Below are 26,839 nucleotides of genomic sequence, written 5' to 3' on the forward strand. Positions count from 1 at the left end.
CCTAACAATATTATGCAAGCTGAACACTAAGCAAACTGCCACCGGATAGCGCTGTACCAAGATGGAGATGCAACAATTCCGGATGGGTAGTTGGCAAGGCCGACCTGATGGGGCTACCTTCGCGGCGTCGTTCGTTTCTTCATCCAACTTCTGCCTGCTATGTCACAGCCCATTCGTTCTGCCCTTGTTTCCGTCTATTACAAAGACCGTTTGGAGCCATTGGTGGCACTGCTGAAAGAGCATGGCGTAACGCTGTATTCCACAGGCGGTACGCAGCAGTTTCTGGAAGAGCAAGGTGCCGAGGTAACCGCCGTGGAAAGTTTGACGGGCTTTCCCGCCGTGTTTGGCGGCCGCGTCAAGACGCTGCACCCTAAAGTGTTCGGTGGCATCCTGCACCGCCGCCACGAAACCGGCGACCTAGCCGAAGCCGAGCGGCACCAGATTCCGCCCATCGACTTGGTGATTGTAGACCTCTACCCGTTCGAGGAAACCGTGGCTTCGGGCGCGCCAGAAGCAGACATTATCGAAAAGATTGACATTGGGGGTATCTCGCTGCTGCGCGCCGCCGCCAAAAACTTTCGCGACGTGCTCGTGGTAAGCAGCCGCGACCAGTACCAGGCCGTAACCGAACTGCTTGGTGCCAAAGGCTGCGCTACCGACCTCGAAGACCGTCGCCAGTACGCTACGGCGGCTTTCGCTGCTACTTCCCACTATGATACCGCCATTCATCAGTATATGGCCGGTGCCGCAGTTGGCAGCAAAGAAGTAGCAAGCAGCAATGCGCCGGCTGGTGCCGGGGCTGAATCAGCCGCTACAACGCCGCTGCGCTACGGCGAAAACCCCCACCAGTCGGGTACTTTCCACGGCGACCTGGCCGCCCTCTTCGACCAGCTTCATGGCAAGCAACTCAGCTACAACAACTTGGTGGATGTAGATGCTGCGGTGCTGCTCATGCAGGAGTTCCAGGCCGATGGTCCGGCGGCCTGCGCCATTCTCAAGCACACCAACGCCTGCGGAGTAGCCCAGGCCGATACGCTGCACACTGCCTACCTAAACGCCCTGGCCTGCGACCCAGTGTCGGCTTTCGGTGGGGTTATCATTGTGAACAAGCCCGTGGACGCCGCTACCGCCGAAGAGCTAAACAAGCTGTTTTTCGAGGTGCTGATTGCGCCGGAGTTCGAGGCCGCGGCCTTACCGATTCTACAAAGCAAGAAAAACCGTATTCTGCTGCGTCAAAAGCCCGTGGAATTGCCCGCCAAGCAAGTGAAGACGTTGCTCAACGGTGTTGTCGAGCAGGATTTCGACCGGGCCATTGAAGGTGCTGCTGACTTCCGCACCGTCACCGAATCGGCACCCACCACAGAGGAAGTAGCTGCCTTGGAGTTTGCGCTCAAAGTGTGCAAGCACACCAAGAGCAACACCATTGTGCTAGCCCGGGCCGGGCAACTGCTGGCTTCCGGAGTAGGGCAAACTTCCCGCGTGGATGCCTTGCGCCAAGCTATTGAAAAGGCCCGCGCCTTCGGCTTCGACCTGCAAGGCTCGGTTATGGCTTCCGATGCCTTCTTCCCCTTCCCCGACTGCGTGGAAATAGCGGGCGAAGCAGGTATCCGGGCCGTGGTGCAGCCCGGCGGCTCCATCAAAGACCAGGACTCAGTGGACGCTTGCAACCGCCTTGGCATGGCCATGGTGCTCACCGGAGTGCGGCACTTCAAGCATTAAGAGGAATGTACTGAGCAGACAAGAAATATGCGGCCTGTGAAACAGGCGAAACAAAGCACTTGCCTACGATTATAGGGGGCAATGCACTTTCGCCCGCACTTCGCTCGTTTCTTATATTCTCCACATTAACTCTGACTTCCGTACTTTTGTCCCCACTTTTTGTGCGGGTGTATCCTCACGCGCACTCATTTTCTGCCGTTAACTAATGGGTTTCTTCAATTTCCTTACCAGCGACATTGCCATCGACCTGGGTACGGCCAATACGCTTATCATTCACAACGACAAAATCGTGGTGGATGAGCCGAGCATTATCGCAAAAGACCGTACTACTAATAAGGTAATCGCCGTGGGTCGGCAAGCGCAGCAGATGCACGAGAAAACCCACGACAACATCAGAACCATCCGTCCGCTCAAAGACGGAGTTATTGCCGATTTCCACGCCGCCGAGGAAATGATCAAAGGCATGATCAAAATGATTGACACGCGGAACCGGTTGTTTCAGCCTTCCCACCGCATGGTCATCTGTATTCCTTCCGGCATCACGGAAGTGGAAAAGCGCGCCGTACGTGACTCCGCCGAACACGCCGGGGCCAAAGAAGTCTGGATGATTCAGGAGCCGATGGCCGCTGCCATTGGTATCGGCATTGACGTGGAGCAGCCCATTGGGTCGATGATTATCGACATCGGGGGTGGTACCACCGAAATTGCGGTTATCGCGCTGTCGGGTATCGTCTGCGACCAGTCTATCAAAACGGCCGGGGACGTATTCAACCAGGATATTCTCGACTATATGCGCCGCCAGCACAACCTGCTGATTGGCGAGCGGAGCGCCGAGCGGATCAAGATAGAAGTAGGAGCTGCTCTCACCGAGCTGGAAATAACCCCGCCCGACTACGAAGTGCGCGGCCGTGACCTGATGACGGGTATTCCGAAGGTAATCAAAGTAACCTCGTCGGAAATTGCTATTGCGCTGGACAAGTCGGTAGCCAAAATCGAAGAAGCCGTGTTGAAGGCGCTGGAAATCAGCCCGCCCGAGTTGTCGGCCGACATTTATGAGAACGGCATTCACCTGACCGGCGGCGGGGCGCTCTTGCGGGGCCTCGACAAGCGCCTGGCGGTTAAGACCAAGTTGCCTATTCATATTGCCGAAGACCCGTTGCGCGCCGTTGTGCGTGGTACCGGCAAGGCCATCAAGGACATTCAGGCTTTCCGAGGCGTACTGTTGACCTAGGGCCAATTAGTAATTGATAGTTAGGAATTAGTAATGGCCTTTTCAGCATCTGGGGTGCTACTCGAAGATTCGGGAAAGGTCAGTTCTTAATTATTAATTCTTAATTACTAATTACTTACATGCGTAACCTGTTCGCTTTCCTGTTTCGCTACCGAGGCTTGCTCGTGTTTGCGCTGCTGGAAGTGGCGAGCTTGTATCTGTTGGTTCGCAACAGCACCTACCAGCGGGCGGCCTTCTTTAATTCGGCCAACACCTATGTAGGGCAGATTCTAGCTACCCGCAACCGCATCTACGACTACTTCCGGCTGGAAAGTATCAACCAGAACTTGGTACAGGAAAACGCCGCCCTGCGCCAGCAGCTCTACAGCAGCGACTTGAGCCACCGAGAATCCGATAGCCTTTCGGTGCCCCAAGACAGCCTGTCGAAAGTCCGACTGGCTCGCCTGAGCCACCCCGATTCCTTGTTGTTGGGTTTGCGCACGCTGCCTACCCGCGACCCGGATTATCCGTTGATTCCGGCGCGAGTGGTGAACAACACCATGAGACGCGTAGATAACTACCTGACCCTCAACGCCGGCACTCGTGATGGGGTACGCCCCGGCATGGGTGTGTTGTCGGCGGCGGGCGTGGTAGGGCGGGTGAAAGTGGTGAGTGAGCAGTTTTCCACTGTCTCCTCGGTGCTTCATTCCAAGACGTTCATTTCCGCTAAAATCAAGCGTGACAACACGTTCGGCAGCATCAAATGGCTCGGCGATGACCCGACGCACGCGCTACTGGATAACATTCCGCGGCAAAACAAGCTGGTGCGCGGCGATACTGTCGTTACGTCTGGCTACAACGCGGTATTCCCCGAGGGGCTCATGATTGGGGTTATCGATTCCTTCGTGAAAGAGCCCGACAAGAACTTCTGGACGGTGCAGGTGCGCTTGGCCGTGAATTTCTCGAACCTGAACTACGTGTACGTGGTAAATCCGCGCTTGAAAGCCGAGCGGGATACCTTGGAACTGCGCGCCGGTATGAAGCCGGAAGGAGGGGAGGAGCGGCCATGAAGGGAGGCATAGGAACTATACTGGTACAGCTGCTGCGCTTCTTGTTCTTTGTGGGCGTGCACATGCTGCTTGTCAGCAAGCTGGTCCTCTTCGAGCTGGGCTGGTGTTTTTTTTATTTGGGCTTCTTGCTGTTCCTGCCTATTGGCACCTCCATCGTGATGCAGTTGGTGCTGGGCTTCGTGACAGGCTTGTTGCTGGATATTTTCTATGATACGGGCGGGGTGCACGCCGCCGCCGCCGTACTGCTGTGCTACCTGCGCCCCTGGGTGCTGCGCCTGCTCACCCCCCGCGACGGCTACGAGGCCTCCGATTCGGTGAATGTGCACCAAATGGGCGGGCAATGGTTTGTGGTGTACATGCTGCTGCTGGTAGGCCTGCACCACCTAGCGTTTTACCTGCTGGAACTGGGTAGTTTCCGGGCGTTCGGCCTGACGCTGGTGAAAGTGATTGTCAGCACGCTCTTTACGGGCATTACGCTGCTCATTATCCAGCTGATTTTCTTTCCTACGCGCCGCCGGGGCCGCTAAAAGGCCAGCACAAAGTGCAGGCTGTTGGGGTAAGGCAGCTCGCAACTGCGCTTCTCCTTGCGTTGTCTAACGCTGCCTCTGCTGCGGTGCTAGATACGAACCCGTGTCCTCGCGCATCCTAAGTTCTGCGCACTGCCCTAACATTCTGGATACCTGTCAGTAGCGCCTCCATTACCCTGTGCTGGGTAGTGGAGGCGCTTTGATATAAGCATAGACGAAAAACTATGTTTTTGTGGCTTCGTTACTTTATATTCAATCACCTTTTAGTGTAGGCGCTCTTATCTCTTACCCCACTCGTATGAAACATTCTTTACTCGCTTTTATTTCTTGTGCTGCTTTGAGCTTGGCGCTGGTAGCATTAAGTGCAAGCTTTGTGCAGGGGCAAACCCCCATTACGGTTACCATTGGGACGGGTACCACTGCCGGCTCCACCAATGTGCTGCTCAGCACCAGCACCACCACCAACAAGTACGCCCGCACCGCTTCCATCTACTCGGCCGAAGAGTTGAGGGCCGCGGGCGCCAGAGCAGGCTCTATTACGCGCATAGCGTGGTTTAAGGGCGGAACCGGAGAATACACCACCGGGGATGCGCAGCTAACCATCTACTTCAAGCGCACCACTGCGGCGTCTTTTTCAGCCAACCCAGTGGTGTGGGACACCGAGGTGATGGGGGCCACTGCGGTATACAGTAACACCATGTTGAGCTTGCCGACGGGTACAGGCTGGAAAGAGTTTGTGCTTACAGCCCCTTTTGTTTGGAACGGCACCGACAACATTGAAGTATTGGTGGACTGGTTCCGCAGCAGCACCCCCACGGCCGATATATCGTGGCAGTACACAGCCGTTATAACGGCAAATGGCACGCATTCCACGCAAGTAAACAGCATGCCCATCCCAACCGTCCGGTGGGCAGCCAACCGGCCTAACGTACGGTTTCAGCTTGCTCCCCTCGTGAGTGCCACCCGCACGCAAGGCCCCACCAACTGGGTACAGGTAAGCCCCAACCCTTTTACGCAGGACCTGACGCTGAAAGTAGGCGCCAGCGGGCAGCACTTGCCAGTGGAGGCCACACTAACAGACGCCCTCGGCCGTACTCACTATCAGCAACAGCTCCCAGCAGGGGCCGAGCGGAAATTACCGCTGCCCGCCACCTTAGCGGCTGGCTTATATTTTCTCACGCTGCGCAACGAGCAGTGGCAGCAAACCCAGCGGCTGGTTCGGGAGTAGTTTTCAGCAAACCACCCAGCCTGCTCAGCTATGCTGCCTTACAATGGAGCCTCAGCCAAGTAGCTGGGGCTTTTTGTTGCGTTCTTAGGTACCATGCAGGGGGCAATGCAATTGGTATGTACGGATAGCGGAATACCTTATCTAAAACGTGTTGCACTCGCTGGGTGCTTGTTCGTGTGGGATGCCGGGGTACGATTTTCAAGGGTTATTATACGCTCCCACTGCAAGGCCGCGTTTGATAAAGAATGTATCGGAGCGGAACAGGTGGCACCGTAAATCTGTACTTCTCTAGTTCGCTAAATCACTGTATCACCACTTGCCCTTTCGTACCTTTGCGAATCCGGCCACGTGGCCGCAAGTGCTTTCTATTCAGAATATACCGCTTTGCAATACCTTGAAGGACGACGGTACGTGGTGATGGCTATCTTCTTGGCTGTTGCTCTTACCTTCGGAGCCCGTCTGTTTTACATTCAGGTGCTGGACGGCAGCTACAAGCTGGCTGCCGACCGCAACACGCTACAGCGCATCGTGCAGGTGCCCTATCGTGGCCTTATTTACGACCGCAACAACCAGTTGCTAGTGCAGAACACGCCGGTGTACGACCTGATGGTGGTGCCGCGCGAGGTGAAGCAGCTAGATACGCTGCGCTTTTGCGAACTGCTGAGCCTGCCCTTGGAAGAAGTGCGGGAAAGCCTGAAAGCGGCGCGCAGCTTCAGCCGCGTGAAAGCGTCGCCGCTGGTTCAGAACCTAAGCACGCCCGAACTGGCCGCCATCCAAGACAACCTCATCGACTTTCCTGGCTTCAGCATCAAGGCCCGGATGGCCCGCTCGTATCGCACCGAAAATATGGCCCACGCCCTCGGCTACGTGGGTGCCATTACGCCGGCGTTCCTAGAAAACGAGCGGTTCTCGAAATACATGCCCGGCGACTTTCTAGGCATTAGTGGTTTGGAGTCGTTCTACGAAAAGCAGCTCATGGGCCGCCGCGGGGTGCAATATCGCATGGTGAATGTGCGCGGGATAGAGAAAGGTGCCTTCCGCAATGGCGAGTTCGATACGCTGTCGATAGCCGGCCAGGACTTGCACACCAGCATTGATATTGAGCTGCAGAAATACGGCGAGATGCTGATGAAGAACAAGCGTGGTTCTATTGTTGCCATCGAGCCCAAAACCGGCGAAATTCTGGCCATGGTGTCGTCGCCGGGTTTCGAGCCGTCGGTGCTGACGGGCAAGGGCATGGGCAACCGCTACATGGCACTGCTCAACGACGAAACCAAGCCGCTCTTCAACCGCCCGCTGATGGCTACCTACCCGCCAGGCTCGGTGTTCAAAGTGGTCAACGAGCTGGTGGCCCTGCAAATGGGGGTCGTGACGCCAGGCACCGCTTTCGACTGCAACTGGAAGCTGGTACGCTGCACCCACCGCCACGAGTATCCGAGCAACGTGGGTATTGCCATCAAGCAGAGCTGCAACCCGTATTTCTACCAAGTGATGCGGGCCGCTGTGCTGCGCGGACGCTCCACCAACCGCTTCGAGGATGCGCGCCTGGGGCTGAGCGAGTGGCGCCGGAAGGTAATGGCTTTCGGGCTGGGCGATAAGCTGGGCGTGGACATCTCGCAGGAAAAGAAGGGGCTGGTGCCGTCGTCGGATTTCTACGACAAGCGCAACGGGTATCACCGCTGGAACTACCGCACCATCTACTCGCTCAGCATAGGGCAGGGGGAGCTGGGAATTACCGGTCTGCAAATGGCCAACATCATGGCCACTATTGCTAACCGTGGCTGGTACTACACGCCCCACTTCGTGCGCGGCATTGGAAACGGCGGGCCGCTTCCGCAGTACACCGTGCGCCATACGGTGGGGGTTGATGCGCAGCACTTCGAGGCCATTATTCCGGGTATGCAGGCGGTAGTGGACGGCCGCGGCGGCACGGGCAGCAATGCGTCGTTGCTGGACGTGGGCATTTCGGTGGCTGGCAAAACCGGTACCGTGCAAAACCGGCATGGCGAAGACCACGCAACTTTTGCCGCGTTTGCTCCGGCCGAGGACCCGAAGATTGCCATTGCTGTGTTCATTGAAAACGCTGGTTTTGGAGGCTCATCTGCTGCCCCCATGGCTTCGCTGATAATAGAAAAACACCTGCGGGGCAAAATAGCGCCGTGGCGCGGCCGTTGGGAAGAATGGCTCCAAAGCCCTGCGGAGCGGTTTATCCGGCGTCATTAACAACGCTACTCTGCAAGCCATATTTCACACTGGCTTTGCCTGTAGCTAGCCACTTGTGGCACTAGCAGCCAAAGAGCAACCTACTACGCTCAATACAACAGAATACCCGCATACATGCCCACTTCTCCGGCCAGATATTCGCGCAGCCTCGATTGGGTTACCATTTGCATTTATATGCTGATGGTAGCGCTAGGATGGCTTAGCGTGTACGCGGCCAGCTACTCGCCCGATGCCCCCGCCGACCCGTTGCGCAGCCTCAGTTTCTCGGAGCTGATGGCTTTCAACTGGTTCAAGCAAATCCTCTGGATTGGTACCGCTATGGTACTCATTGTGATACTGGTGGTGGTTGATTACAAGGCATACGACACCTTTGCCTTTGTGCTCTACGGCAGCATGATTGTGCTGCTGATCGTGACGATGCTAGTGGCACGACCCATTGCGGGGTCGCGCTCTTGGCTGGAACTGGGGCCGGTCCGGCTGCAGCCCGCAGAGTTTGCCAAGTTCACAACGGCGCTGGCGGTGTCGCGCTTCATGGCCAGCATCAACCTGCGCCAGCAAAACTTCCGCGACCAACTGGTACTAGCTGGCCTTACGCTGCTGCCGCCCTTGCTGGTAATGGCTTCCAACGAAACCGGGCAGGCACTGGTATTCGGCGCATTCTTGCTGGCCTATTTCCGGGAAGGCATGTCGCCGCTTATCCTCCTGATTCTGGCGGCGGCGGGCATCATCTTGGTGCTGGCGCTGCTCGTGCCGAAGCTCTGGCTTTTTGTGGCCTTTACGGTAATTCTGGGCATCGTGCTGGTCTTCAACCGGCGGGCGCTTCGCCACCACCTGGTGCTCTCCGTGAGCGTCTGGGCAGTAGTTATTGGAATGGTATTCGGGGTCGATTTCTTCTTCAACAACGTGTTGCAGCCGCACCAGCGCAAGCGTATTGAAGTGCTGATCAACCCCTCTGCCGACCCGCTGGGCGTGGGCTGGAACGTGACGCAGTCCAAGATTGCCATTGGCTCGGGCGGCCTGATAGGCAAGGGCTTTTTGCAGGGCACCCAAACCAAGTTCGATTTTGTGCCCGAGCAAAGCACCGACTTCATTTTTTGCACTGTAGGCGAGGAGTGGGGCTGGCTAGGTACCATGACGGTGGTTGTCTTGTTCATGACGTTGCTGTGGCGCATTCTATACGTGGCGGAGCGTCAGAAATCCGTATTCGGCCGAACCTATGGCTACTGCGTGGCCAGTATCTTTTTCTTTCACTTCGCCATCAACGTGGGCATGACCATTGGGCTAGCTCCGGTAGTGGGCATTCCGCTGCCTTTTTTCAGCTACGGCGGGTCGTCTTTGTGGTCGTTCACTATCCTGCTGTTCAGCTTGCTCGGCATTGATGCCTACCGTAAGCAGGATCTGGAACGATAACAACGGGCGGGAATCGGTGAAATCTGTGTAGCTCCGCTACGGGTTGTGGTGGCTAGGTGGTAGCTTGAAGCCGTGTTGTCAGACGCACTGCTGTAGCTGGTCTCACAGAATGCTCCGGGTAGAGCCGGATGCTGTTTTTAACCCCGTAGCCCTATCAACGTGCCTCTTGCTCGTTTCGCCGCCGCTAGTGAGCCGCCTGCAACCCCCTTGAGAAGCAGACGGATGGAGTGGCTGCTTGTGGGGGTGCTAACTGCCTTGTGCCTGCTGCTGCCCACTCACAATTCCACGCTGGATGCTTGGTATTATGCGGCCTGCGTGCGGCACAGCCATGAACTGCTCTTGCCGCATCACCTGTTGCACAACATAGTGGGCTGGCTCTGGGTACAGGCACTACCCAACTCGGTTGACACGCTCATGGCCCTTAAAGCGTTGAATGCGTTGGCGTTTGGCGCGTGTTTGGTGGTGCTGCGTAGTCTGCTACGCCGGGTGGGAGGCATTGGGGCACCCGTAGCTGGGTGGCTGTTGGTGGTGGGAAGCAGCTTTGGCATGCTGCGCTTTGCCACCGAAAACGAGACGTACATCCTGCCGTTGTTGCTTTCCTTGCTTGCAAGCCGGAGTTGGTGGCAAGCCATTACGGAAGGTGGAAGCAAGCACTGGCTACTGGCTGGTACATGGGCAGTGGGCGCGGTTTTGCTTCATCAGATACATGCGGGGTGGTGGCTGGCTTTGCTGGCTGGTACAGTAGCAGCCAATGGAAGCAGGAAGTGGCAGAAAACACTCTTGTATGCCTTGCCTGCGCTGTTAGTACCCCTCGCGTATGCTGCTGCCCTGCCCAGCTGGAACTTGCCTTTTACTCCTACGGCTTTCTGGCGCTTCGTATTTCATGACCTGTACGCCGGCCAGGCCGGCGCCCCACCTTCGGGCCGTACATTGTTATTGACAGCCGTGAATTTGGTGCGTACGTTCGGGCAGATGCACGGCTCCACGCTGGCACTGCTGCGGCGGTGGCCGATGCTGAGCGGTATCGGGTTGCTGAGCGCCGGCTTGATGGCCCTGGCTGGCCTTAAGCTGTGGCAGGCCCAGCGGCAGGCTGCCCGCCATCGGGCTAGCGCATTGAACCAGGCTGCGCAGTCTGGCAATGGGGTTGCTGCCAAGCGGTTGTTTGGGTGGGTGCATGCGGTGGCGTTGCTGCTGCAAGTGGGGTGCGCGCTCTGGGCCGAAGGCAATGCCGAGTTTATGGTGATGGTACCCGCCCTGTTGGCCTTGCTGCTGGTGAACAGGCCAGCAATGCCGGCCGCGTTGCCTTGGGCCGGCGCATCGTTGCTGCTTTGGAACCTAGCGTTTGGATTGGTGCCAGCTCACTTACTACAACTCACCCACGCGGCCGCATTGCTCACCCGTGTGCAGCAGGACCCTGCGGCATGGTGGTTGCTCGCCGACCCAAACCTCGTGCTGAACCAGCTGCATTACCACACCGGACAACCCGTAGGGCCACCAAATGTGCTGCCAGCACCCGCCCTGCTAGTGAAGCGGCCGGGCCAGTCGCCAGCTCAGTTTCGGGCGTGGCTGGCGGCTCGCCGGGCGGCCGGACAGCGCGTCTACACTGATGCGTTAGACGGTCCTGGCCTACTCGACCGTGCCCGCATCACGCAAGGTGGCCCCGAGGCACACCGGGCGCTACTGGCTGGCTACCACCTTGCCCGCGTCGATTCCTTGCCGTCGTCGTTTGGGCCAGTGTATTTGACGGAAATTCAATGAGGTAAGATGCCAACTCACGTTAAGTGGTGGGTGGTGGGGTTTCCGTTGGGAGCTGTTTTGGCGCTAGTACTTGCGTAACGACCAGTGCGAAGGCCACCGCAAAAACCGGTGCCGCCAAGAAGCCCATCCGGCCCAAGTCGCCGGACAGAAACATGTGCACAACCACTACAGCAACGAAAGCAGCGCCGGCGTTGCCCAACGGGGTTGTCCATGACGCTCGTTGCTTTTTGCGCCACCCCACAAGCAGCGCCAGCCAAAAGAACCCGAAAACACTGAAGATTTCGCCCGCCCCTTTCACGGACAGCAACCGCCGCAACGAATAGGTGATGTTCTCGAAATGGTCGAGGGCATTCTGAACGCTCTCAGCGGCCGGAGCGCCAATGCGGGTATCAATCCAGTGGCGCACGCCAAAAGCCAACACCCCACCAACGGCTAGCCAGGCTACCTGGGCCGGCCAGTTCAACGCCCGCCGTCCAAACAGGAACAGCCACGGCACCAAAAACACAAACGACTCTTTGGCAAGCATACCCAGTAGCAATACCGTAATCAAGGCAGCCTTCGAGCCGCTGCGGGCCGCGTAAAAAGCCAACGCAAAAAGCAAGACATACAGGCTGTCAACGAGAGGCAAGCCACTGATATACACCACCCAGCGGCTGCACAGCACAGCTACTACGGCCAACGCCGCCGCTGCCGGTGAAGCGCCATAGAGGCGGCACGTTTCATAGATAACCACGGCAGCAGCCGCCATCAGCAGCGTATTCACCAGATAAAAAGCCAACCGCAGCGGCCAATCAGTGGTGGCGCGATGGGGCCAGATGCGGGTGTACACCTGTTCGAGAGGCCAGGCCACCGCGGCGGCAACGGTGGGCACCAGCACTCGGTAGCGCCGTGTGATACTCACGCCTTTAAACTCGCCGCGTGCTATTTGCAGGTAGCTGCGCGTGTCCAGCGAGTGCGAGAAGTCGTAGTGGACGTACATGGTGTAAGCGGGACCGGCCAAAACCCCAAGGGCCAGCAGATACACCAGTACTAATTCCCGCCACCGCGAAATACCCATCGTTCCGAACACTACGAGAAGCTTTAGGACTTGAAAAAACACGGTTCTCCTGCGCTACCGCAAGAGAACCGTTCTACAAATTCACCTTGCACCCAAGATCAGGCAAACTTTCGGTCGATAAGCTTCAGCAGCTTGTTTACGTGCTCGTCTTTGCGCGTCCAGTCGTGCTTGCTGGCCAGCTGCTGGCTCACATAGCGTTTCGCTGATTCGGCATCCGGCAGCGTATCGAGGTGCTGAATAGCGGCATGGTATTCCATGTTTTCCCCGTTGAACAGCTCGTTGATGAAGCTAAAGCGCTGATTGATGGAAATAGCTTCGCGCAACGTTTCCACTTTTGGCGCCTGCTCGGCTAATGTGCTAGTGGGCCGTTCAGGGCGCAGCGTTTCACTTAACGGCTGGCCCGCTGGTTGCGTAGCTTTTAGCTTTTGATAAAGCGGCACGGCCGTAGAAGTTTCTTCCACCGGTAGGGCTGGCTTAAAAGCCGGGGCCGTTTGTAACTCGGCTACAGGAGCGGGGCGAGGGGCTACGGCAGGCTCCGGAACCGGTAGCGGAACAGGACGTGCGGGCTCCGGAGCCGCATGAGCTGCAACGGGAGCAGAAGCGGTGGCCGGAGCCGCGGCACCCGCCTGCAAGTCAGCTTCGCTGAGCGGGAGCAGGGCATTGAACTCGGCTACGACCGTAGCCAGGGGCTGTTGGAGCTTGACGTTTGCTTCCTGATGCTGTTTGAACTGCTTGAGCACTGCGTCTCGCTCCAGGGTGCCATCGGCCGCCAGCGTGTCAAGAAAGCCCTGGTACAGCGCTTTGTCGAGGTCGAGGTAGCGCAGAGCGTCGCGGAGTTGGGCGGTAGTGGCGGTGGGCTGGCGGTTAAGCAGCTTGTCGTCAAAAACAGCCACGGGGTCTTGCGCTACGGCCAGCGTGTCAGCAATGGCTCGGGCCAGTAGCGGCTCGAAGGCCGGGCGGCCCAGCTTGATGCGCCGCGAAAGTACGTTCATGAACTGCGTAAGAGCCGTGCGCACATCTTCGGCTTCGAAGTCGAAGTACGGGCTACGCAACTGCGCCATTTCCTGCTTCCACTGCGTTAGCAGTTGCTGCACCACAAACAAATTCACTTGCCGGATAGGCGTAAAGCGAAGCACCGCCGGCCCATCGAGGGTGGCCGTGGGGCGCGCCCCAAAATGTTGGTCGCAGAGGTGGGCGGCCAGCTTGCGGCCGTACTCTTCGCGTGGAGTCATACTATCTTTGTCGTTCATCGGAAAGCCAGATTCAGGCCTGAAAGTTAAGCAAAATGCCTACGCTCACCGTGCAAAACCTGCCTGCTGTCGTGCCCGTGCCGGCTGGCAGCACCCTACTAGCAGCCCTGCAAGCCGCCGGCCACGACTGGATGCATGCCTGTGGCGCGAAAGGCCGGTGCACCACCTGCCGCATCACGCTGGTGAGTGGAGCCGAAGCCCTAACGCCACATACGGCGTCTGAATTGCGCTACCAGGCTGCCGGCCGTTTGCAGCCCAACGAGCGCCTCACCTGCCAGACCCGCCTGCCCGAGGGCCACGCCACCGGCCGCGTCCCCGAAGCCACCAAGCTCCCGCACATGCGCTACGCCGAGGAGTAAGGAGAGTGCCTGAGTACCTGCCTACTAGCGCCTCAAACCCAGAAAACCACCAGAAAATCGTAGTGGCGTCCAGTGGTAAAGTTGTAATTTGGGCTGTCAAACCTGAACACTTTATAGTTGAAATTTCACTGAAAAGCTGGTTCAGTTACCCATCACGCAGTTTACTCTCAACGAAGTTGTTTATAGAACCCCGCGGCGGCCATGGCCGCGACGTACCCCGCCGGGGCTGGATTGAAGTGGTGTGCGGGTCGATGTTCTCGGGCAAAACCGAAGAACTCATTCGTCGGCTCAAACGCGCCAAGATTGCCCGGCAGCGGGTGGAAATCTTCAAGCCCGCTCTTGATACCCGCTACCACGTTCAGGACGTGGTGTCGCACAATGCCAACAGCATCCGCTCCACGCCAGTGCCGCTGGCGCAGGAGATGCTGCTGCTGGCCGGTGGCTCCGACGTAGTCGGCATCGACGAAGCCCAGTTTTTCGATGAAACCCTGGTGGAAGTGTGCGTGCAACTAGCCAACCGGGGCACCCGCGTCATTGTGGCCGGGCTCGACATGGATTTCCAGGGGCGCCCCTTCGGCCCCATGCCCGCCCTCATGGCCGTGGCTGAATTCGTAACCAAAGTACATGCAGTGTGCGTTTGCTGCGGCGAAATTGCCTCCTACTCGTTTCGGGTAGCGGCTTCCGAAGACAAGATTCTGCTCGGTGAAACCGATGCGTATGAGGCGCGTTGCCGGCCTTGTTTTCTGAGTGGCATGCAAGAAAAATCGGGGGCCGATGCGGCGGCCGAGCACAAGCACTAAATCGTAAGCTCCGGCGTTGAACGGTGGTGCCGAAGCGAGAGAACGTGGAGTGGCAACTGTTCAGGTACAAAAATTCCAGTTTCTCCCGCCTCAGTACCACCCTTTTTGCAACCAGTCTATCCTCTTTATCTTCGCTTATGACCCGTCTGCTACGTACGCTACACCGTGCTGCTCTGCTGTTATTGTTGCTGCCAGCTGCTTCCGCTACCCTGCACGCTCAGAGCACAACCGGCTTCGGCGACTGGCAACTGCACCTGCCTAACAACCGCGCCCGGGCCATGGCGGATGCCGGCCAGCGCATCTACGTGGCGGCCGAAGACGTCTTATTCTATTTCGACAAGGAAACCACTACCACGACGCTGCTTTCGCGCCGTGACGGCCTCAACAGTGTAGGGGTGAATACGGTGGCGTACGACTCGGTGAGCCAGCAAGTGTTGGTGGCGTACCGAGATGCCAACCTCGACCTCATCAGCCCGGATGGTAGCCGTATTCGCAACATCAACGATATTCAGCGAAAACAGCTGGCCGGCACCAAAACCATCAACCACATTTCCTTTAACGGCCGCTTCGCTTACCTCTCCTGCGACTTCGGGCTGGTGGTGCTGGACATGACCAAGCTGGAAGTGCGCGACACGTTTTCTAACATCGGCCCCATGGGCGCTCAAGTCAGGGCCTACGCCAGCACGGTTGCCAACGGCTTCCTATTTCTGGCTACCGATAAAGGTATCTTGCGCTCTAGCCTCGCTACCGACCAAGCCAACTTTCGCAACTGGACCCTTGATTTGCCTGATGCCACTGGAAACCTCTTCCGCACCCTCGCTACCTATAATGGGCAGGCGTATGCGGGTCGTAATTTTAGCAACCCCCAACGGTATGTAGTAGGCCGCGGCTGGGAGCCAGTTGCCAGTTTCTATGCCAACGAGTACCAGAATCTTACGCCCTCGCGGGCAGGCTTGCTTGTCACTGCCGACCGGAAAGTATCTATTCTGAGTGGCGCCGCTAATACGGTAAGCGTGCTGGCTGGTACGGGCTCCGTGGTGTTTCCACAGTCGGCCCTCCGTTCCTCTGATGGGGCCTTCTACATTGCCGACTTTCAGCGCGGCCTGCTCAAAACCACGGACCGGCAGAATTACGAAGCTTTCGTAAGTAACGCCCCGGAAGAGGCATTTGCATTCGGTTTGCTGGCTGATGCGCGCACCAACACCGTGAATATGTTTGTGGGCGGGTTCGAAGAAAGCTCGGTGCAGCGTGGATACAGAAAAGGGTTTTCCGAGTTCAGGGATGGACGATGGATCAATTACACCCGGGACAACTACCCGAGCACCACCGAACTGCCCGATATCAACGACCTGGTCCGAGGTGTTCGGTCTTCTGATGGTACTCTCTATATAGCCAGCTATGGCGGCGGTTTGCTGCGCTGGCGCGGACCTAGCGAGTTCAAGCAATATATAGCCGAGATGCCGGGAGTACCGCTGGTAAGTGAGCTTGCAGATAATCCCACTTATACGCGCGTGAAGGATGTTGCTGCTGCTGCTAATGGTGATATTTGGGTGGCTTCCCAACGTACTGCAAGACCGGGTCCTGGCCTGCACGTGCTGACGCCAAGCACCGATACATGGCGCACCATTCCGTACTCTGAATTGAATAATCTGAATCGGCTTGTGCTCGACGACTTTGGGGGAGTATGGGTTTCGCAGGCTCGCAAGGATGGTGCCGGCCTCTTTGCTTACGACGATGTATCGAAGGCCAAGCCGATATACTTCACAGAGGGCAATGGCGGCTTGCCTTCCAACATCATCTGGTCGATGACCAAAGACCGCAAAGGGGCCATCTGGGTAGCCACTGGTAAAGGGGTGGCCTTCCTGGATGATCCGGGGTCAGTGTTCGTGACAGGTAGCACAACTGCTTTCGATACGCCCGTTGTGCGGCTAGGGGAAGGGTCAGGCTTTCCTGCTCTTGAAAACGATGTGGTGAGAGCCATTGCCGTGGATGGGGCTAACCGCAAGTGGTTTGGCACGGAGCGGGGCTTGTGGCTGTTCAGCGAAAACGCCGACGAAGGCTTGCTGCACTTCACCACCGAAAACAGCCCGCTTCCATCCAACACCATAGTGGATTTGGCCGTGAACGACCGCACGGGAGAGGTATTCGTGGCTACGGCAGCCGGCGTGGTATCGTACAAGGGCTCGGCCACCGTGACGGAAGGCGTGCCGAAAGATTGCGCCAAAGTGTCGCCCAACCCGGTCCGAACCAACTTTACGGGGCAAGTAGGCGTAACCGGGCTAGCCAACAACGGTATTGTCAAGATTACGGACGTAACCGGCAAACTGGTGTACCAAACCACTGCCACGGGCGGCGGCGTTATCTGGAACCTGACCGACTACAATGGCCGTAAGGTACAGTCGGGCGTATATCTGGTGTTGTCTTCGGATGCCGACGGCAAAAACGGCTGCGTAAGCAAAATTGCCGTAGTAGAGCGCTAAACCCGAGCGAGCTAACCGCCCCTAATGACGCCTTGAGTGTTCGGACTCGCCGGACTTAGCCCCTGCGGAACTATCTTGCAAACATGAATAAAGGGGATGTAACGACCGTGCTCCGGCGGCTTGGCCTCATGCACCTGGCTGACCGGACGCGCTATTACTGGCTGCGGATCAAGAACCGCCGGCAAAATAATGCGTTTCGGGCGGCGCATCCTACGCTCAGCCTGCCACCCGACTATTTAATGTACGAGGCGTTTCAGTTGAGCTACCACCGCTACTATGAAGGCGGGCGGGAGGCCGCCGAGTGGGTGCGCGACCAACTGGCCGCCCACATGGAGCTGCCTGGCAAGCACATTCTAGATTGGGGTTGCGGCCCTGGTCGTATAATCCGGCATCTGCCGCAGGTAATAGGCGCCGGATGCCAGTTCACCGGCACCGACTACAATCCGCAAACTGTTGACTGGTGTCGGCAGCATATCCCCGGCATTACTTTTCTGCTGAATGGCTTGGAGCCTCCTTTGCCTCTACCTGACCAAGCAGTGGACGCCTTGTATGGCATCTCCATTTTCACTCACTTATCCGAGTCCAGCCACCGGCTCTGGTTTCGGGAATTGCTGCGCGTCACGAAGCCAGGAGGGCTTCTGCTGCTAACCACGCATGGCGCAGCGTTTAAGAGCATCTTAACTGAAGCCGAGAAGAAAGCTTTTGATAGTGGTAGCCTCGTCGTCCGAAGCAATGTCCGCGAAGGTCACCGCGTATTTGCCGCTTTTCAGCCTGCCGAATACCTACGGGCGCTGTTTGCTCCAGAAACCCACGTTGTGCACTATGTTCCTGGTAGCCACACCGGCGGCAGAGCCAGCCAAGACCTTTGGGTACTGCGAAAAGAAAACAAGTTGTCTTATAGGTAAGTAGCGGAAAGGAGTGATTTCGGTGCTCAGTACTTTTGCTAGTAAATAGCCGTGGAACGCCTAAGCCGAAATTCCTCTTATTAATTTACTGCTTCTACTGCTTGGCAGCTAGGCGAGCTTTACGGCAAGTGCAAACAGCAGAAAAAGCAGTTCTCACTTCTTAGTTGTCAGTTTTCATGTTAATCAAAACGCGCGGTATTGTCTTGAGCTTCATCAAGTACCGCGAAACCAGCATTATTGCGCGCGTCTACACCGAGCGGCTGGGCGTGCAGAGCTACGTTGTAAATGGTGTGCGCAAAGCCAAGCCACCAGGACGCATTGCGTTATTTCAGCCACTCACCCTACTAGAACTGGTAGCTTACACCTCACGCACCGGTGGCCTGACGCGTCTCTCCGAATTTCGGTGCGCCGAGTCATACAGCAGCATTCCGTACGATGTGCAGAAGAGCAGCGTGGCCCTGGTACTGTCCGAGATTCTAAACCATGCCCTATTGGAGGAAGAGGAAAACGAACCTCTATTCAATTTTCTCCATGACAGCCTATTGGCCTTCGACCAGCAAACCCGCGGGCACGAAAACTTCGCGCTTTATTTCCTGCTAAACCTCGCTACGTACCTGGGTTTCGGCGTCGAAACAGGGGAGGAGTTGACCACTCAGGTGGCTTTTGCGGCAACGGTGCCCACCGCCCAGGGCGGCGGCCCCATGGTGCTGCGGCTACAGGAGTTCGAGCAGTACTTGGATGAGTTGCTGAAAGACCCGATCCATACAACCATTCCAAACGGCCGCGTGCGGCGAGAACTGCTAGCGGTGCTTATTCGCTACTACCAACTGCACGTTGAGCAGTTGGGAGAGGTTCGCTCTTTGGCTATTCTCTCCGAAGTGTTGGCTGAGTAATGAAACAGGAGCGCAACGGTAGCCATGAGTATGGCCGCTGTTGCGCTCCTGCTTGACGGGATGGTAGCCTCTGCTTACTTCACTTCTACCAGTTCCACATCGAAGCGTAGAATGGCGTTGGCTGGGATGTCGGGGCCGGCACTGCGGGGGCCGTAAGCCAAGCTGGAAGGAATGAGCAGGATAGCCTGGGTGCCTTGGTTGAGGGCAATAAGTCCTTGGTCCCACCCCGGAATTACTTGTCCGGCTCCAATGGGAAAAGAAATGGGCGTGCCGCCTTGTTTCTCTGTCGAGTCAAACACTTTGCCATCGAGCAGCATGCCCGTATACTTCACCGATACGGTTTGGCCACTCTGCGGCTTGGGGCCCGTGCCGGGTTTGGTTATCACGTAATAGGTGCCGCCAGGCGTTTTCTGACCCTTCAGGTTGTTTTTGGTGAGGTAGGCCTGAATTTGGGCATCATCCTTTGCAAGCAAGCGGGCGGCTTCGGCAGCAGCTTTCTTCTCGGCTAGGTCCATCATCTTCTGTTGGTCGAGGGCCGCCTCCTCTTGCGTCATAAGCTTCTGGGCCTTCACCAGCAAGGTCATGGTGTTGCCGGCCTTCTTCATGAACGGCGGCACCGGCTGGCGGAACGACTTCGCGAAGATAGAATCTATGTTGAAGCGGAACACGGCCGAATCACCGGTTTGGAGTAGCGTAACGGCTTCTTCTATGCCGCCACGCGTTTTCAACTCCACTAAGGGCAACTGAGCTGGCATGCCCATTAATTCTTTCCGGGAGTTGAATAAGACAGAGTCTTTCGCGGTCCGGTACTGAAGATGCGCCGCTAGCACCTTGCCCACGCGGCTGGAATATGCAGGGTCCCCAGCCGGGTTTACATCGGTGCGTAGCAGATAGCGGCCGTTGGTGCGGCGGTATATTCTGTATTCTATGCCCGAAGCGGACCGGCTGAAAGTTGATGCGGGGGCTTTCGTTGGGGCTTTCACGGGAGCCTTTGTTGGGGCTTTGGGCTGCGCCTTTACCGGTGCCTTGGCTTGGGCCTGGGCCGATTGTTCGAGCAGCCCAGTTGAAGCCAGTACAACAGCCAAAAACAACAAAGAACGAATTAATGAGGGCTTCATAAGCGCGTATAAACTTTCGAGAAAGCAGGAATTTTCAACAAACCTAAGGCAATTCCAGAGGAGAAGGGTAGGAGAGGTAAGAGCAATTGCGAAGCCACTTCACTAGCAACATACTGCTGCTCTTGTACTGCTAAGTGCCTGAAAAGCGTATCGGCGGTGGTAGAACCTGCTTGGGTCCGTGCCACCGCCGATACAATGTATTCAATACGTGTGGTTAGCCAGCAACTGGTGCAGAAGGCTTACCCAACAAGTTGTTACTTCACGTCAAGTATAGTCATCTCGAAAACCAGCGGCTCGTAGGGAGCAAAGATGCGTGTCCCATTGCTGCCTATACCTGACCCATACGCCAAGTACGAAGGAATCAGGAGTAGCTTCCGGTCGCCTTTCTTCATGAAAAGCAGCCCTTCGCTCCATCCTGGAATAACACCTGCCCCAACCCGGAGCACATTGATACAGCCGCAAGGGATGCCGTTTTCAGTGGAGTTATCGAATATGTCGTCCTCCTTGTTTGTTGAAGCGACCCCGCCTATGTTGGAGCCCCCTACATACCGTCCAACATAGCGCACATCCACCGAATTGCCTTTTACGATGTTCGCGCCAGTGCTTGGGCCATCCGCTAGGTCAACGATGTAAATGCCGTTGTTGGTTTCGCCGCTTAAGCGCCGATACTTGTTGACGCCTGTGCCTTCCGTGATGCCGCGGCGGGTTAAGTACCCCTGGATTAAGGCATCATCTTCGGCTTTGGATTCCTCTAGTAAGGCGGCCGCGGTCTGGGTGCCATCATCTGTGTCGTCCTCGCAGCCAGATAACGCTGGCACGGCCAGCACAAGCAGCAACGCAGCCACGCGGAACAGCGAAAAGCGTTTGAATAGGTGTTTCATGGAGGTAAGCGACAAAAAATGTAAAACGCCGCGCCAAAAGCTTGGCGCGGCGTGCTTTCTACTTCACATCTACCAACTCCACGTCGAAGCGCAGGGGCGCGTCAGCCGGGATGTCGGTACCAGCGCCGCGCTGGCCGTAGGCTAGCGGCGACGGAATCAGGAGGGTAGCTTTGCTGCCTTTGCTGAGCAGCGGAATAGCCCGGTCCCAACCGGGAATCACTTGGCCTACGCCAATGGCAAAATCAATAGGCTTGCCGTTGTTGGGCGCTTTCTCCGACGAATCGAATACTTTGCCATCCAGCAACATGCCTTTATACTTCACCGATACGGTCTGGCCAGTTTTTGGCTTTGGGCCCGTGCCTGGCGTCGTAACCACGTAGTAAACACCTGAGGTGTCTTTCTGTACGTTGAGGTTGTTTTTCTTCACGTACTCCTGCAGAACCGCATCGTCTTTCTTGCTCTGCTCGGCAGCGTGTGCTACCATCTGCTGCTGCTGGGCCACCATTGCCTTCTGCTGGTCGGCCATGGCTTCCTCGCGGCTCTGCACTTTCTGAGCCTTCACGAGCATGGTCATGGTGTTGCCGGCCTTCTTCATGAACGGCGGCACCGGCTGGCGGAACGACTTGGCGAAAATAGTGTCTACGTTGAAGCGGAACACGGCCGAGTCGCCGGGCTGAAGCAGCGCAATGGCTTCTTCTAGGCCGCCTTTGATTTTCACTTCTTGCAGCTCTATGCGCATCGGAATGCCCATCTGCTGCTTGCGGGAGTTGAATAAGATAGAGTCTTTGGCCGTGCGATATTCCACATCCAAAGCCAGAATCTTACCGATGCGGCTCTTGTACGTGGCGTCGCCCTCGGCACCCACCTCGCGGGGAGAATATTTGGCGCCTTCGCTCTTGAATACTTTGTACTCAATGCCGGACTTGGTCTTCGCGAAATCGGCGCCTTTATTGCAGGAGGCCAAGCTCAGGATGCCGGCGGCTAAGGCCAGGCTCAGAATGTTGCGATGCAAATGCATGAAGCGGGAAAGGGGGTGAAAAGAAATTTCAGGCAAGTTACGCCGTAGGCGGCGCAACTGCCAGAGGGGCCGTCACCAGTTGGCTCTGGTACTGAGGCAATAAATCAAGGAAACGTTGCACGGTATTGTCGAGCGAGTCGTAACTAATACCGCCCGCCGCGTTGTGGTGGCCGCCACCCTGGAAATGGTCACGAGAGAAACCACTTACCGAGAAGTCGCCCACCGAGCGGAAAGAAATCTTAATGGCTTGACCCCGGTCGATGAGTACGGCCGCGAAAACAATGCCTTCGATGCTGAGTGCGAAATTTACGAGCCCTTCGGTGTCACCGGTTTTCGACTCGTACTGCTTTAGCTCTTCCTGCGTGATGGCAATGTAGGCCGTGTTGTACTCGCGCAGCACGCGCAGCTTGTCTTTAAGCACAAAGCCCAGAAAACGCAGCCGCATTTCGGAGTGCGAGTCGTAGATGCGGCGGTGCACATCGGAGAGGTTGATGTTGGCGTTGAGGAGCTCGGCAATAATCAGGTGGACATTGCGGGAGGTACTCGGGTGCCGGAACGAGCCCGTATCGGTCATAATACCGGCGTACAGGCACTCGCCAATACCGGCATCAATCAGGTCCTGGTCGCCTAGGTCGCGGATCACTTCAAACACCAACTCGGCCGTGGCAGCCGCTTTCGAATTCGAAAAGTCGAGGTCAGCAAACTGCTCGGGCTCCTGATGATGGTCGATGAGGACCTTGGTACCCGGGGCCTGCCGAATGTACTCGCCCATCTCGTTGATGCGGCCCAAACACGAGAAATCTAGGCAGAACAGCACCTCGGCCGTTCCAATGATTTCGCGTACCTGTGCGTCGTTGCGGCGCGGCTCATACACCACTACCTCGTCGTTGCCAGGCATCCAAGCCAAGAAATTTGGGTAGTCGGAAGGGGTAACGACGGTTACGGTGTGGCCCTTCTTGCGAAGGTAGCCCGCCAGGCCCAACGACGAGCCTAGGGCATCGGCGTCGGGCTTGTGGTGGGTGGTGATAAATATCTGCCGGGGTTGCGAGAGCAGCTCCTGCAGCTCAGAGATTGTGGACATTGCCTACTGATAGGTGGCTGAAATTCGGGGATTTATGCCGGGAGCAAGGCGGCAAAAGTCGGAAATATTCCGGGTTCCAACAAAACAGCTTTGGGTTTGGTGCGATAGCAGAGCTAATTGCCTGAAAAGGACGATCATACTTCCGCCGTCGTTTTAAGAAAGTACTTTCCTGGGATTTTGTTTGATCCAGGTTCGGCCAGCAAATAAAGGCAGATTTGGTGGGGAAAGTGCCCGCCTGCCTTGAAGCCCCTGTGGTGAATCGGGAAGTGGTTCAAGGCAGGCGGCCGTTCAGGGGAAGGCAGCCCAAACAAGTGCGCCTACATAAAGACAGCGTAAAGCCGCCAAAATTTTATGGTGGCGTTGGAGGCATGTTTTGCTGGCAACTTCTGGCGGAGCTACCAACTTCCCACGCAAACCGTCTACTTTTGCGCCCGCAAACTCCTTGCACTTCCTCACCGGAATTCTTTACACCCAACCCATAGATACAATGGCCACGAACCGCACGTTCACCATGATTAAGCCCGACGCCACGCAGGAAAACCACATCGGTGGAATTCTGAGCATGATCGAAGCGGGTGGTTTCCGTATTGTTGCCTTGAAAAAAGTGCTGCTGACTGCTGAGCGCGCTGGCCAGTTCTACGAAGTGCACAAAGAGCGGCCCTTCTACGGCGACCTGGTGAAATACATGTCGTCGGGCCCTATCGTAGCAGCTATCCTGGAAAAGGACAACGCCGTTGCTGATTTCCGCACGCTCATTGGGGCTACCAACCCTGAGCAGGCCGCTGAAGGCACCATCCGGAAGAAATACGCCAAGAGCATCGAAGCCAACGCTGTACACGGCTCCGACTCCGACGAAAACGCTCAAATCGAAGGCAGCTTCTTCTTTGGCCCCGACGAGCAATTCTAAGTGTAAAAACGCAGTTGAGCTTTTGGGCTTACTGAAAATATAGGCTATGTTGCGAAGGCTAGCGTGCTATATGTGCGCTAGCCTTTTTTCTGCTGAAATAACAAAAACCCCGCTTTGCAACGTGCAAGCGGGGTTTTGCATGTACTGGAAACGGACTTTTTATAGACTATTTATATACTGAGGAGCTTGAGGAAACTCAGCGGGGCTGCCCAAACCCAATGCGCCCAGTTCCTTTGGGTTCGCTGCTAAAGGTTGGTTCTTCGCGGTTGTAAATATCAGCTAGGCTGGTTGGCTCATTCACCGGAGCTGCCTGGCCCAGCGCGGTGGCCAAGGCTTGCGCCTTAGGCTGCGCTAACGGCTCGAAGTTATAGGATGCAATCAGGCGGCCTTTCCGCAGCAGCGCCTTATCGATGCGGGCCAAATCGGCGTTGAAGGTGCAGATAATCTGGATGTGGAACCCATCCGAGAGCAAGCCGTCGGAGAGGTTAAGCAGGTTGCTGACAGCATTGCCGCCGTGTCCATCACGCTTGGAAAGCAACTCTTCCGCATCCTCGATGATGAGAATGGAATTGGTGTTGTCGTGGAGCAGATTGATGAACTCCGGGTCGGCGATACGAACGGCCAGGTTGGGCGGAATGAACAGTTTGGGCTTGTCGGTGAGGCCGCACAGGTGGCGGATATAGCTGGTTTTGCCGGTGCCAGGCGGGCCGTGCAGAATAACCAGGCCCTTGTCGTCGGGCTTTTGCAGGCGGCTTACAATAGCCTCGTGCACGGGCAGTAAGTCGTCGTTATAGTGCGTGGCCAGGTCAAGCGCCGGAATCTTGAGCGGCAGCGGCGAAAACTCTAAATCGTTGTTAACCAGCCGCAGCACCTGAATGCGCTGGCGCTCTAATTGGCCGGTATCAAGTTGGGCGGTAAGAGCGGCCCGGACCTGCGTTAATAAGGCTGCATCGGTGTGAGGCGAGTAGAATAGCTGTGCGCCTTGGTCGCCGTATACACCCCGGTCGTAGAACCAGAGCAGTAGGTGCGGCCCTGGTGACAAGGCATGATAGTGCCATTCAGGCGCTTTTCCTGCTTGCTCCAAGTACACAGAATGAACGACAGTAGCCGCCTCTACGTCGTGGCTTGCGGCTAGTGTATCTACCACCGTTTGGCGCGCTTCAGCAGAAGCTAGCTGATAGATTTCGCGGCGGGGTAATTCTCCAAACGACGCGTAAAACCAATTCACTGGCTGAAATCCGTGCTGGGTGAAAGCAGTGGAAAGGTTGAGAGTGCCTACTGGGGGCGGAGTTGGTTCCATATGGCCGTAATTTCCATTAAAACCTGGAACCATCCCAACCCTCCTACACGAATACTGCGAATTGTAAGCAGCATCAGAGATGCTCCTTACAATTCGCAGTATCATGCAGTCGGCTGCACCAAGGCGGTGTTTAGAGGCTATTCGGCCGCTAGTTGGGGGTGCTGCTCCGCATGGGCGCTGGTTACTTCCTGCGGATTGTGTTCGTGTTTGAAGAGGATAATAAACAGAACCGCAATTACCAGCGCATACAAGGCAAAGGTTATCCAGATGCTGTGCCAGTCCTTGGTGTTGTCGGCGTTGGTAAAATACTCCTGAATGATGATGCCGCTCAACGAACTGCCGAGCACGGCCCCAAAGCCATTGGTCATCATCATAAACAAGCCTTGGGCACTGGCCCGGATGGAAGGGGCCGTCTGGCTTTCGACGAACAACGAGCCGGAGATGTTAAAGAAATCGAAGGCCATGCCGTACACGATGCAGGAGAGGATAATCATCCACAGGCCGTCGCCGGGGTTACCGTAGGCGAACAACCCGAAGCGCAGCACCCAGGCAATCATGCTGAAGAACATCACCTGCTTGATACCGAAGCGGCGCAGAAAGAACGGAATGGCCAGGATAAAGAGCGTCTCGGAAATCTGCGAGATGGACATAATGATGGCAGGGTACTTCACGGCCACAGTATCCTGGTAGGCGGGTATCTTGTCGAAGTCGTGCAGGAAGGTGTCGCCGTAGGCGTTGGTGAGCTGTAAGGCCGCGCCCAGCAGCATGGCAAACAGAAAGAAGGTAAGCATCTTGGTGTCGCGCAGCAATGCAAATGACTTCAGCCCCAGCACATCAATAAGCGAGCGGCTTGGCGTGTCTTTGGCAGTGGGTGGGCACTTGGGCAGCGTGAACGAGTAGAAGCCCAGCAGGATAGCCGCCGCGGAAGCTACGTAGAACTGATTGGCTGATTTCTCGAAGCCCAGCAAACTAACCGTCCACATAGCCACAATGAAGCCCACTGTGCCCCACACCCGAATGGGCGGATAGTCCCGCACGACGTCGCCGCCACGGCTTTTGAGCACATAGTAGGATACGGCAATGGAAAGGGCCAGCGTGGGCATGTAGAAAATCATGTTTAGCAGCATCACCCAGAACATGGTGCCCGGATCCGTAACCAGCGGTACGGTGAACAGCACGATGCCTCCCAGAATGTGGAGGATGCCGTACAGCTTCTCGGCGTTCATGTACTTGTCGGCTACAATGCCCATCAGGGAAGGCATAAAGATGGAGGCAATGCCCATGGTCGAGAAAATGGCCCCGAACTGGGCCCCCGACCATTCTTTGGTTTGAAACCAATACGCCCCGATGGTTATCAGCCACGAGCCCCAGATAAAGAACTGTAAAAAGCTCAAGACAATAAGTCGCAGCTTGATATTCATGCAGGTGAGGTTTTGGAAGTAAAAAATGCTTGCCGCGAGGGCAGGGGTGGGAATGGGTGAAGGGCAATCAGTACGGCGAGCAATTGCTTGCTAGGTGGGCTGTTCTGCTTCCTGTTTATCTCCGGTTGGCAGCGCATCATACTGCTACGTGGTGGGGCGTAGCGCGAAACGCAAGTCACGAGAAGCCATCAGACTTTGCGCTGTAGTAGGCACCTAGTAGGAAG

Annotated in this window: 22 protein-coding genes; 14 read left to right on the plus strand and 8 right to left on the minus strand. The window is 56.6% G+C overall.

Annotation, left to right across the window (positions count from 1 at the left end; genetic code table 11):
* The first annotated feature begins 159 nt into the window (after positions 1-159).
* The 8 genes from purH to MTX78_RS03070 all read left to right on the plus strand — a co-directional run bounded on the left by purH (position 160) and on the right by MTX78_RS03070 (position 11,145).
* Positions 160-1,719: a bifunctional phosphoribosylaminoimidazolecarboxamide formyltransferase/IMP cyclohydrolase gene (gene purH, locus MTX78_RS03035; RefSeq protein WP_243799790.1), complete on the plus strand. Its 1,560-nt coding sequence runs from the start codon at positions 160-162 to the stop codon at positions 1,717-1,719.
* A gap of 205 nt (positions 1,720-1,924) precedes the next feature.
* Positions 1,925-2,950 carry a rod shape-determining protein gene (locus tag MTX78_RS03040; RefSeq protein WP_243799792.1) on the plus strand — a complete coding sequence of 342 codons (1,026 nt, stop codon included), beginning with the start codon at positions 1,925-1,927 and terminating at the stop codon, positions 2,948-2,950.
* Positions 2,951-3,069: 119 nt separating this feature from the next.
* Positions 3,070-3,999 (plus strand): rod shape-determining protein MreC, encoded by a 930-nt coding sequence (gene mreC, locus MTX78_RS03045; protein ID WP_243799794.1) that lies wholly within the window; start codon positions 3,070-3,072, stop codon positions 3,997-3,999.
* Positions 3,996-4,526, plus strand: a complete 531-nt coding sequence (locus MTX78_RS03050; RefSeq protein WP_243799796.1) for a hypothetical protein — start codon at positions 3,996-3,998, stop codon at positions 4,524-4,526. The genes mreC and MTX78_RS03050 overlap by 4 nt, the downstream gene beginning before the upstream one ends.
* 298 nt (positions 4,527-4,824) lie before the next feature.
* Positions 4,825-5,754 carry a T9SS type A sorting domain-containing protein gene (locus MTX78_RS03055; RefSeq protein WP_243799798.1) on the plus strand — a complete coding sequence of 310 codons (930 nt, stop codon included), beginning with the start codon at positions 4,825-4,827 and terminating at the stop codon, positions 5,752-5,754.
* Between the two features lie 384 nt (positions 5,755-6,138).
* Positions 6,139-7,977 (plus strand): penicillin-binding protein 2, encoded by a 1,839-nt coding sequence (gene mrdA, locus MTX78_RS03060; RefSeq protein ID WP_243799800.1) that lies wholly within the window; start codon positions 6,139-6,141, stop codon positions 7,975-7,977.
* Positions 7,978-8,091: 114 nt separating this feature from the next.
* A complete protein-coding gene (gene rodA, locus MTX78_RS03065; RefSeq protein ID WP_243799802.1) occupies positions 8,092-9,387 on the plus strand; it encodes a rod shape-determining protein RodA in 1,296 nt (431 codons plus the stop codon).
* A gap of 222 nt (positions 9,388-9,609) precedes the next feature.
* Positions 9,610-11,145: a hypothetical protein gene (locus tag MTX78_RS03070; protein ID WP_243799804.1), complete on the plus strand. Its 1,536-nt coding sequence runs from the start codon at positions 9,610-9,612 to the stop codon at positions 11,143-11,145.
* 19 nt (positions 11,146-11,164) lie between these two features.
* On the opposite strand, the gene MTX78_RS03075 is transcribed toward MTX78_RS03070, so the two are convergent.
* Both MTX78_RS03075 and MTX78_RS03080 read right to left on the minus strand, forming a co-directional pair.
* Positions 11,165-12,244 carry a hypothetical protein gene (locus MTX78_RS03075; RefSeq protein ID WP_243799806.1) on the minus strand — a complete coding sequence of 360 codons (1,080 nt, stop codon included), beginning with the start codon at positions 12,242-12,244 and terminating at the stop codon, positions 11,165-11,167.
* Between the two features lie 56 nt (positions 12,245-12,300).
* On the minus strand, positions 12,301-13,452 hold the full coding sequence (locus MTX78_RS03080; protein WP_243799807.1) for a hypothetical protein: 1,152 nt from the start codon (positions 13,450-13,452) through the stop codon (positions 12,301-12,303).
* Between the two features lie 35 nt (positions 13,453-13,487).
* Between MTX78_RS03080 and MTX78_RS03085 the strand changes: the two genes are divergently transcribed.
* The 5 genes from MTX78_RS03085 (at position 13,488) to recO (ending at position 18,889) form a co-directional block, all read left to right on the plus strand.
* Complete coding sequence (locus tag MTX78_RS03085; RefSeq protein ID WP_243799809.1) at positions 13,488-13,811, plus strand: 2Fe-2S iron-sulfur cluster-binding protein; 324 nt, start codon at positions 13,488-13,490, stop codon at positions 13,809-13,811.
* A 176-nt stretch (positions 13,812-13,987) separates the two neighbouring features.
* Positions 13,988-14,611, plus strand: coding sequence for a thymidine kinase (locus MTX78_RS03090; protein WP_243799810.1), 624 nt, complete (start codon positions 13,988-13,990; stop codon positions 14,609-14,611).
* A 137-nt stretch (positions 14,612-14,748) separates the two neighbouring features.
* The gene (porZ, locus tag MTX78_RS03095; protein ID WP_243799812.1) at positions 14,749-17,091 is read left to right on the plus strand and encodes a type IX secretion system anionic LPS delivery protein PorZ; all 2,343 of its coding nucleotides are present in this window, start codon (positions 14,749-14,751) and stop codon (positions 17,089-17,091) included.
* A gap of 83 nt (positions 17,092-17,174) precedes the next feature.
* A complete protein-coding gene (locus MTX78_RS03100) occupies positions 17,175-17,996 on the plus strand; it encodes a class I SAM-dependent methyltransferase (protein WP_243799814.1) in 822 nt (273 codons plus the stop codon).
* Between the two features lie 176 nt (positions 17,997-18,172).
* A complete protein-coding gene (gene recO, locus MTX78_RS03105; protein ID WP_243799816.1) occupies positions 18,173-18,889 on the plus strand; it encodes a DNA repair protein RecO in 717 nt (238 codons plus the stop codon).
* A 74-nt stretch (positions 18,890-18,963) separates the two neighbouring features.
* Here recO and MTX78_RS03110 read toward each other — a convergent pair whose 3' ends face one another.
* From MTX78_RS03110 to MTX78_RS03125, 4 genes are all read right to left on the minus strand, one after another.
* Positions 18,964-20,007, minus strand: coding sequence for an FKBP-type peptidyl-prolyl cis-trans isomerase (locus MTX78_RS03110; protein WP_243799818.1), 1,044 nt, complete (start codon positions 20,005-20,007; stop codon positions 18,964-18,966).
* A gap of 254 nt (positions 20,008-20,261) precedes the next feature.
* The gene (locus MTX78_RS03115; protein ID WP_243799820.1) at positions 20,262-20,888 is read right to left on the minus strand and encodes an FKBP-type peptidyl-prolyl cis-trans isomerase; all 627 of its coding nucleotides are present in this window, start codon (positions 20,886-20,888) and stop codon (positions 20,262-20,264) included.
* Between the two features lie 58 nt (positions 20,889-20,946).
* Positions 20,947-21,906, minus strand: coding sequence for an FKBP-type peptidyl-prolyl cis-trans isomerase (locus tag MTX78_RS03120; protein WP_243799822.1), 960 nt, complete (start codon positions 21,904-21,906; stop codon positions 20,947-20,949).
* Between the two features lie 37 nt (positions 21,907-21,943).
* A complete protein-coding gene (locus tag MTX78_RS03125; RefSeq protein WP_243799823.1) occupies positions 21,944-22,987 on the minus strand; it encodes a DHH family phosphoesterase in 1,044 nt (347 codons plus the stop codon).
* A 487-nt stretch (positions 22,988-23,474) separates the two neighbouring features.
* Between MTX78_RS03125 and MTX78_RS03130 the strand changes: the two genes are divergently transcribed.
* Positions 23,475-23,894, plus strand: coding sequence for a nucleoside-diphosphate kinase (locus MTX78_RS03130; protein WP_243799825.1), 420 nt, complete (start codon positions 23,475-23,477; stop codon positions 23,892-23,894).
* Positions 23,895-24,090: 196 nt separating this feature from the next.
* On the opposite strand, the gene MTX78_RS03135 is transcribed toward MTX78_RS03130, so the two are convergent.
* Entirely contained in the window at positions 24,091-25,194 is a 1,104-nt protein-coding gene (locus MTX78_RS03135) for an AAA family ATPase (protein WP_243799827.1), read from the minus strand.
* A gap of 137 nt (positions 25,195-25,331) precedes the next feature.
* Positions 25,332-26,615 (minus strand): nucleoside permease, encoded by a 1,284-nt coding sequence (locus MTX78_RS03140; protein WP_243799829.1) that lies wholly within the window; start codon positions 26,613-26,615, stop codon positions 25,332-25,334.
* Positions 26,616-26,839 lie beyond the last annotated feature (224 nt).

Source organism: Hymenobacter tibetensis (assembly GCF_022827545.1).
Taxonomy (GTDB): Bacteria; Bacteroidota; Bacteroidia; order Cytophagales; family Hymenobacteraceae; genus Hymenobacter; species Hymenobacter tibetensis.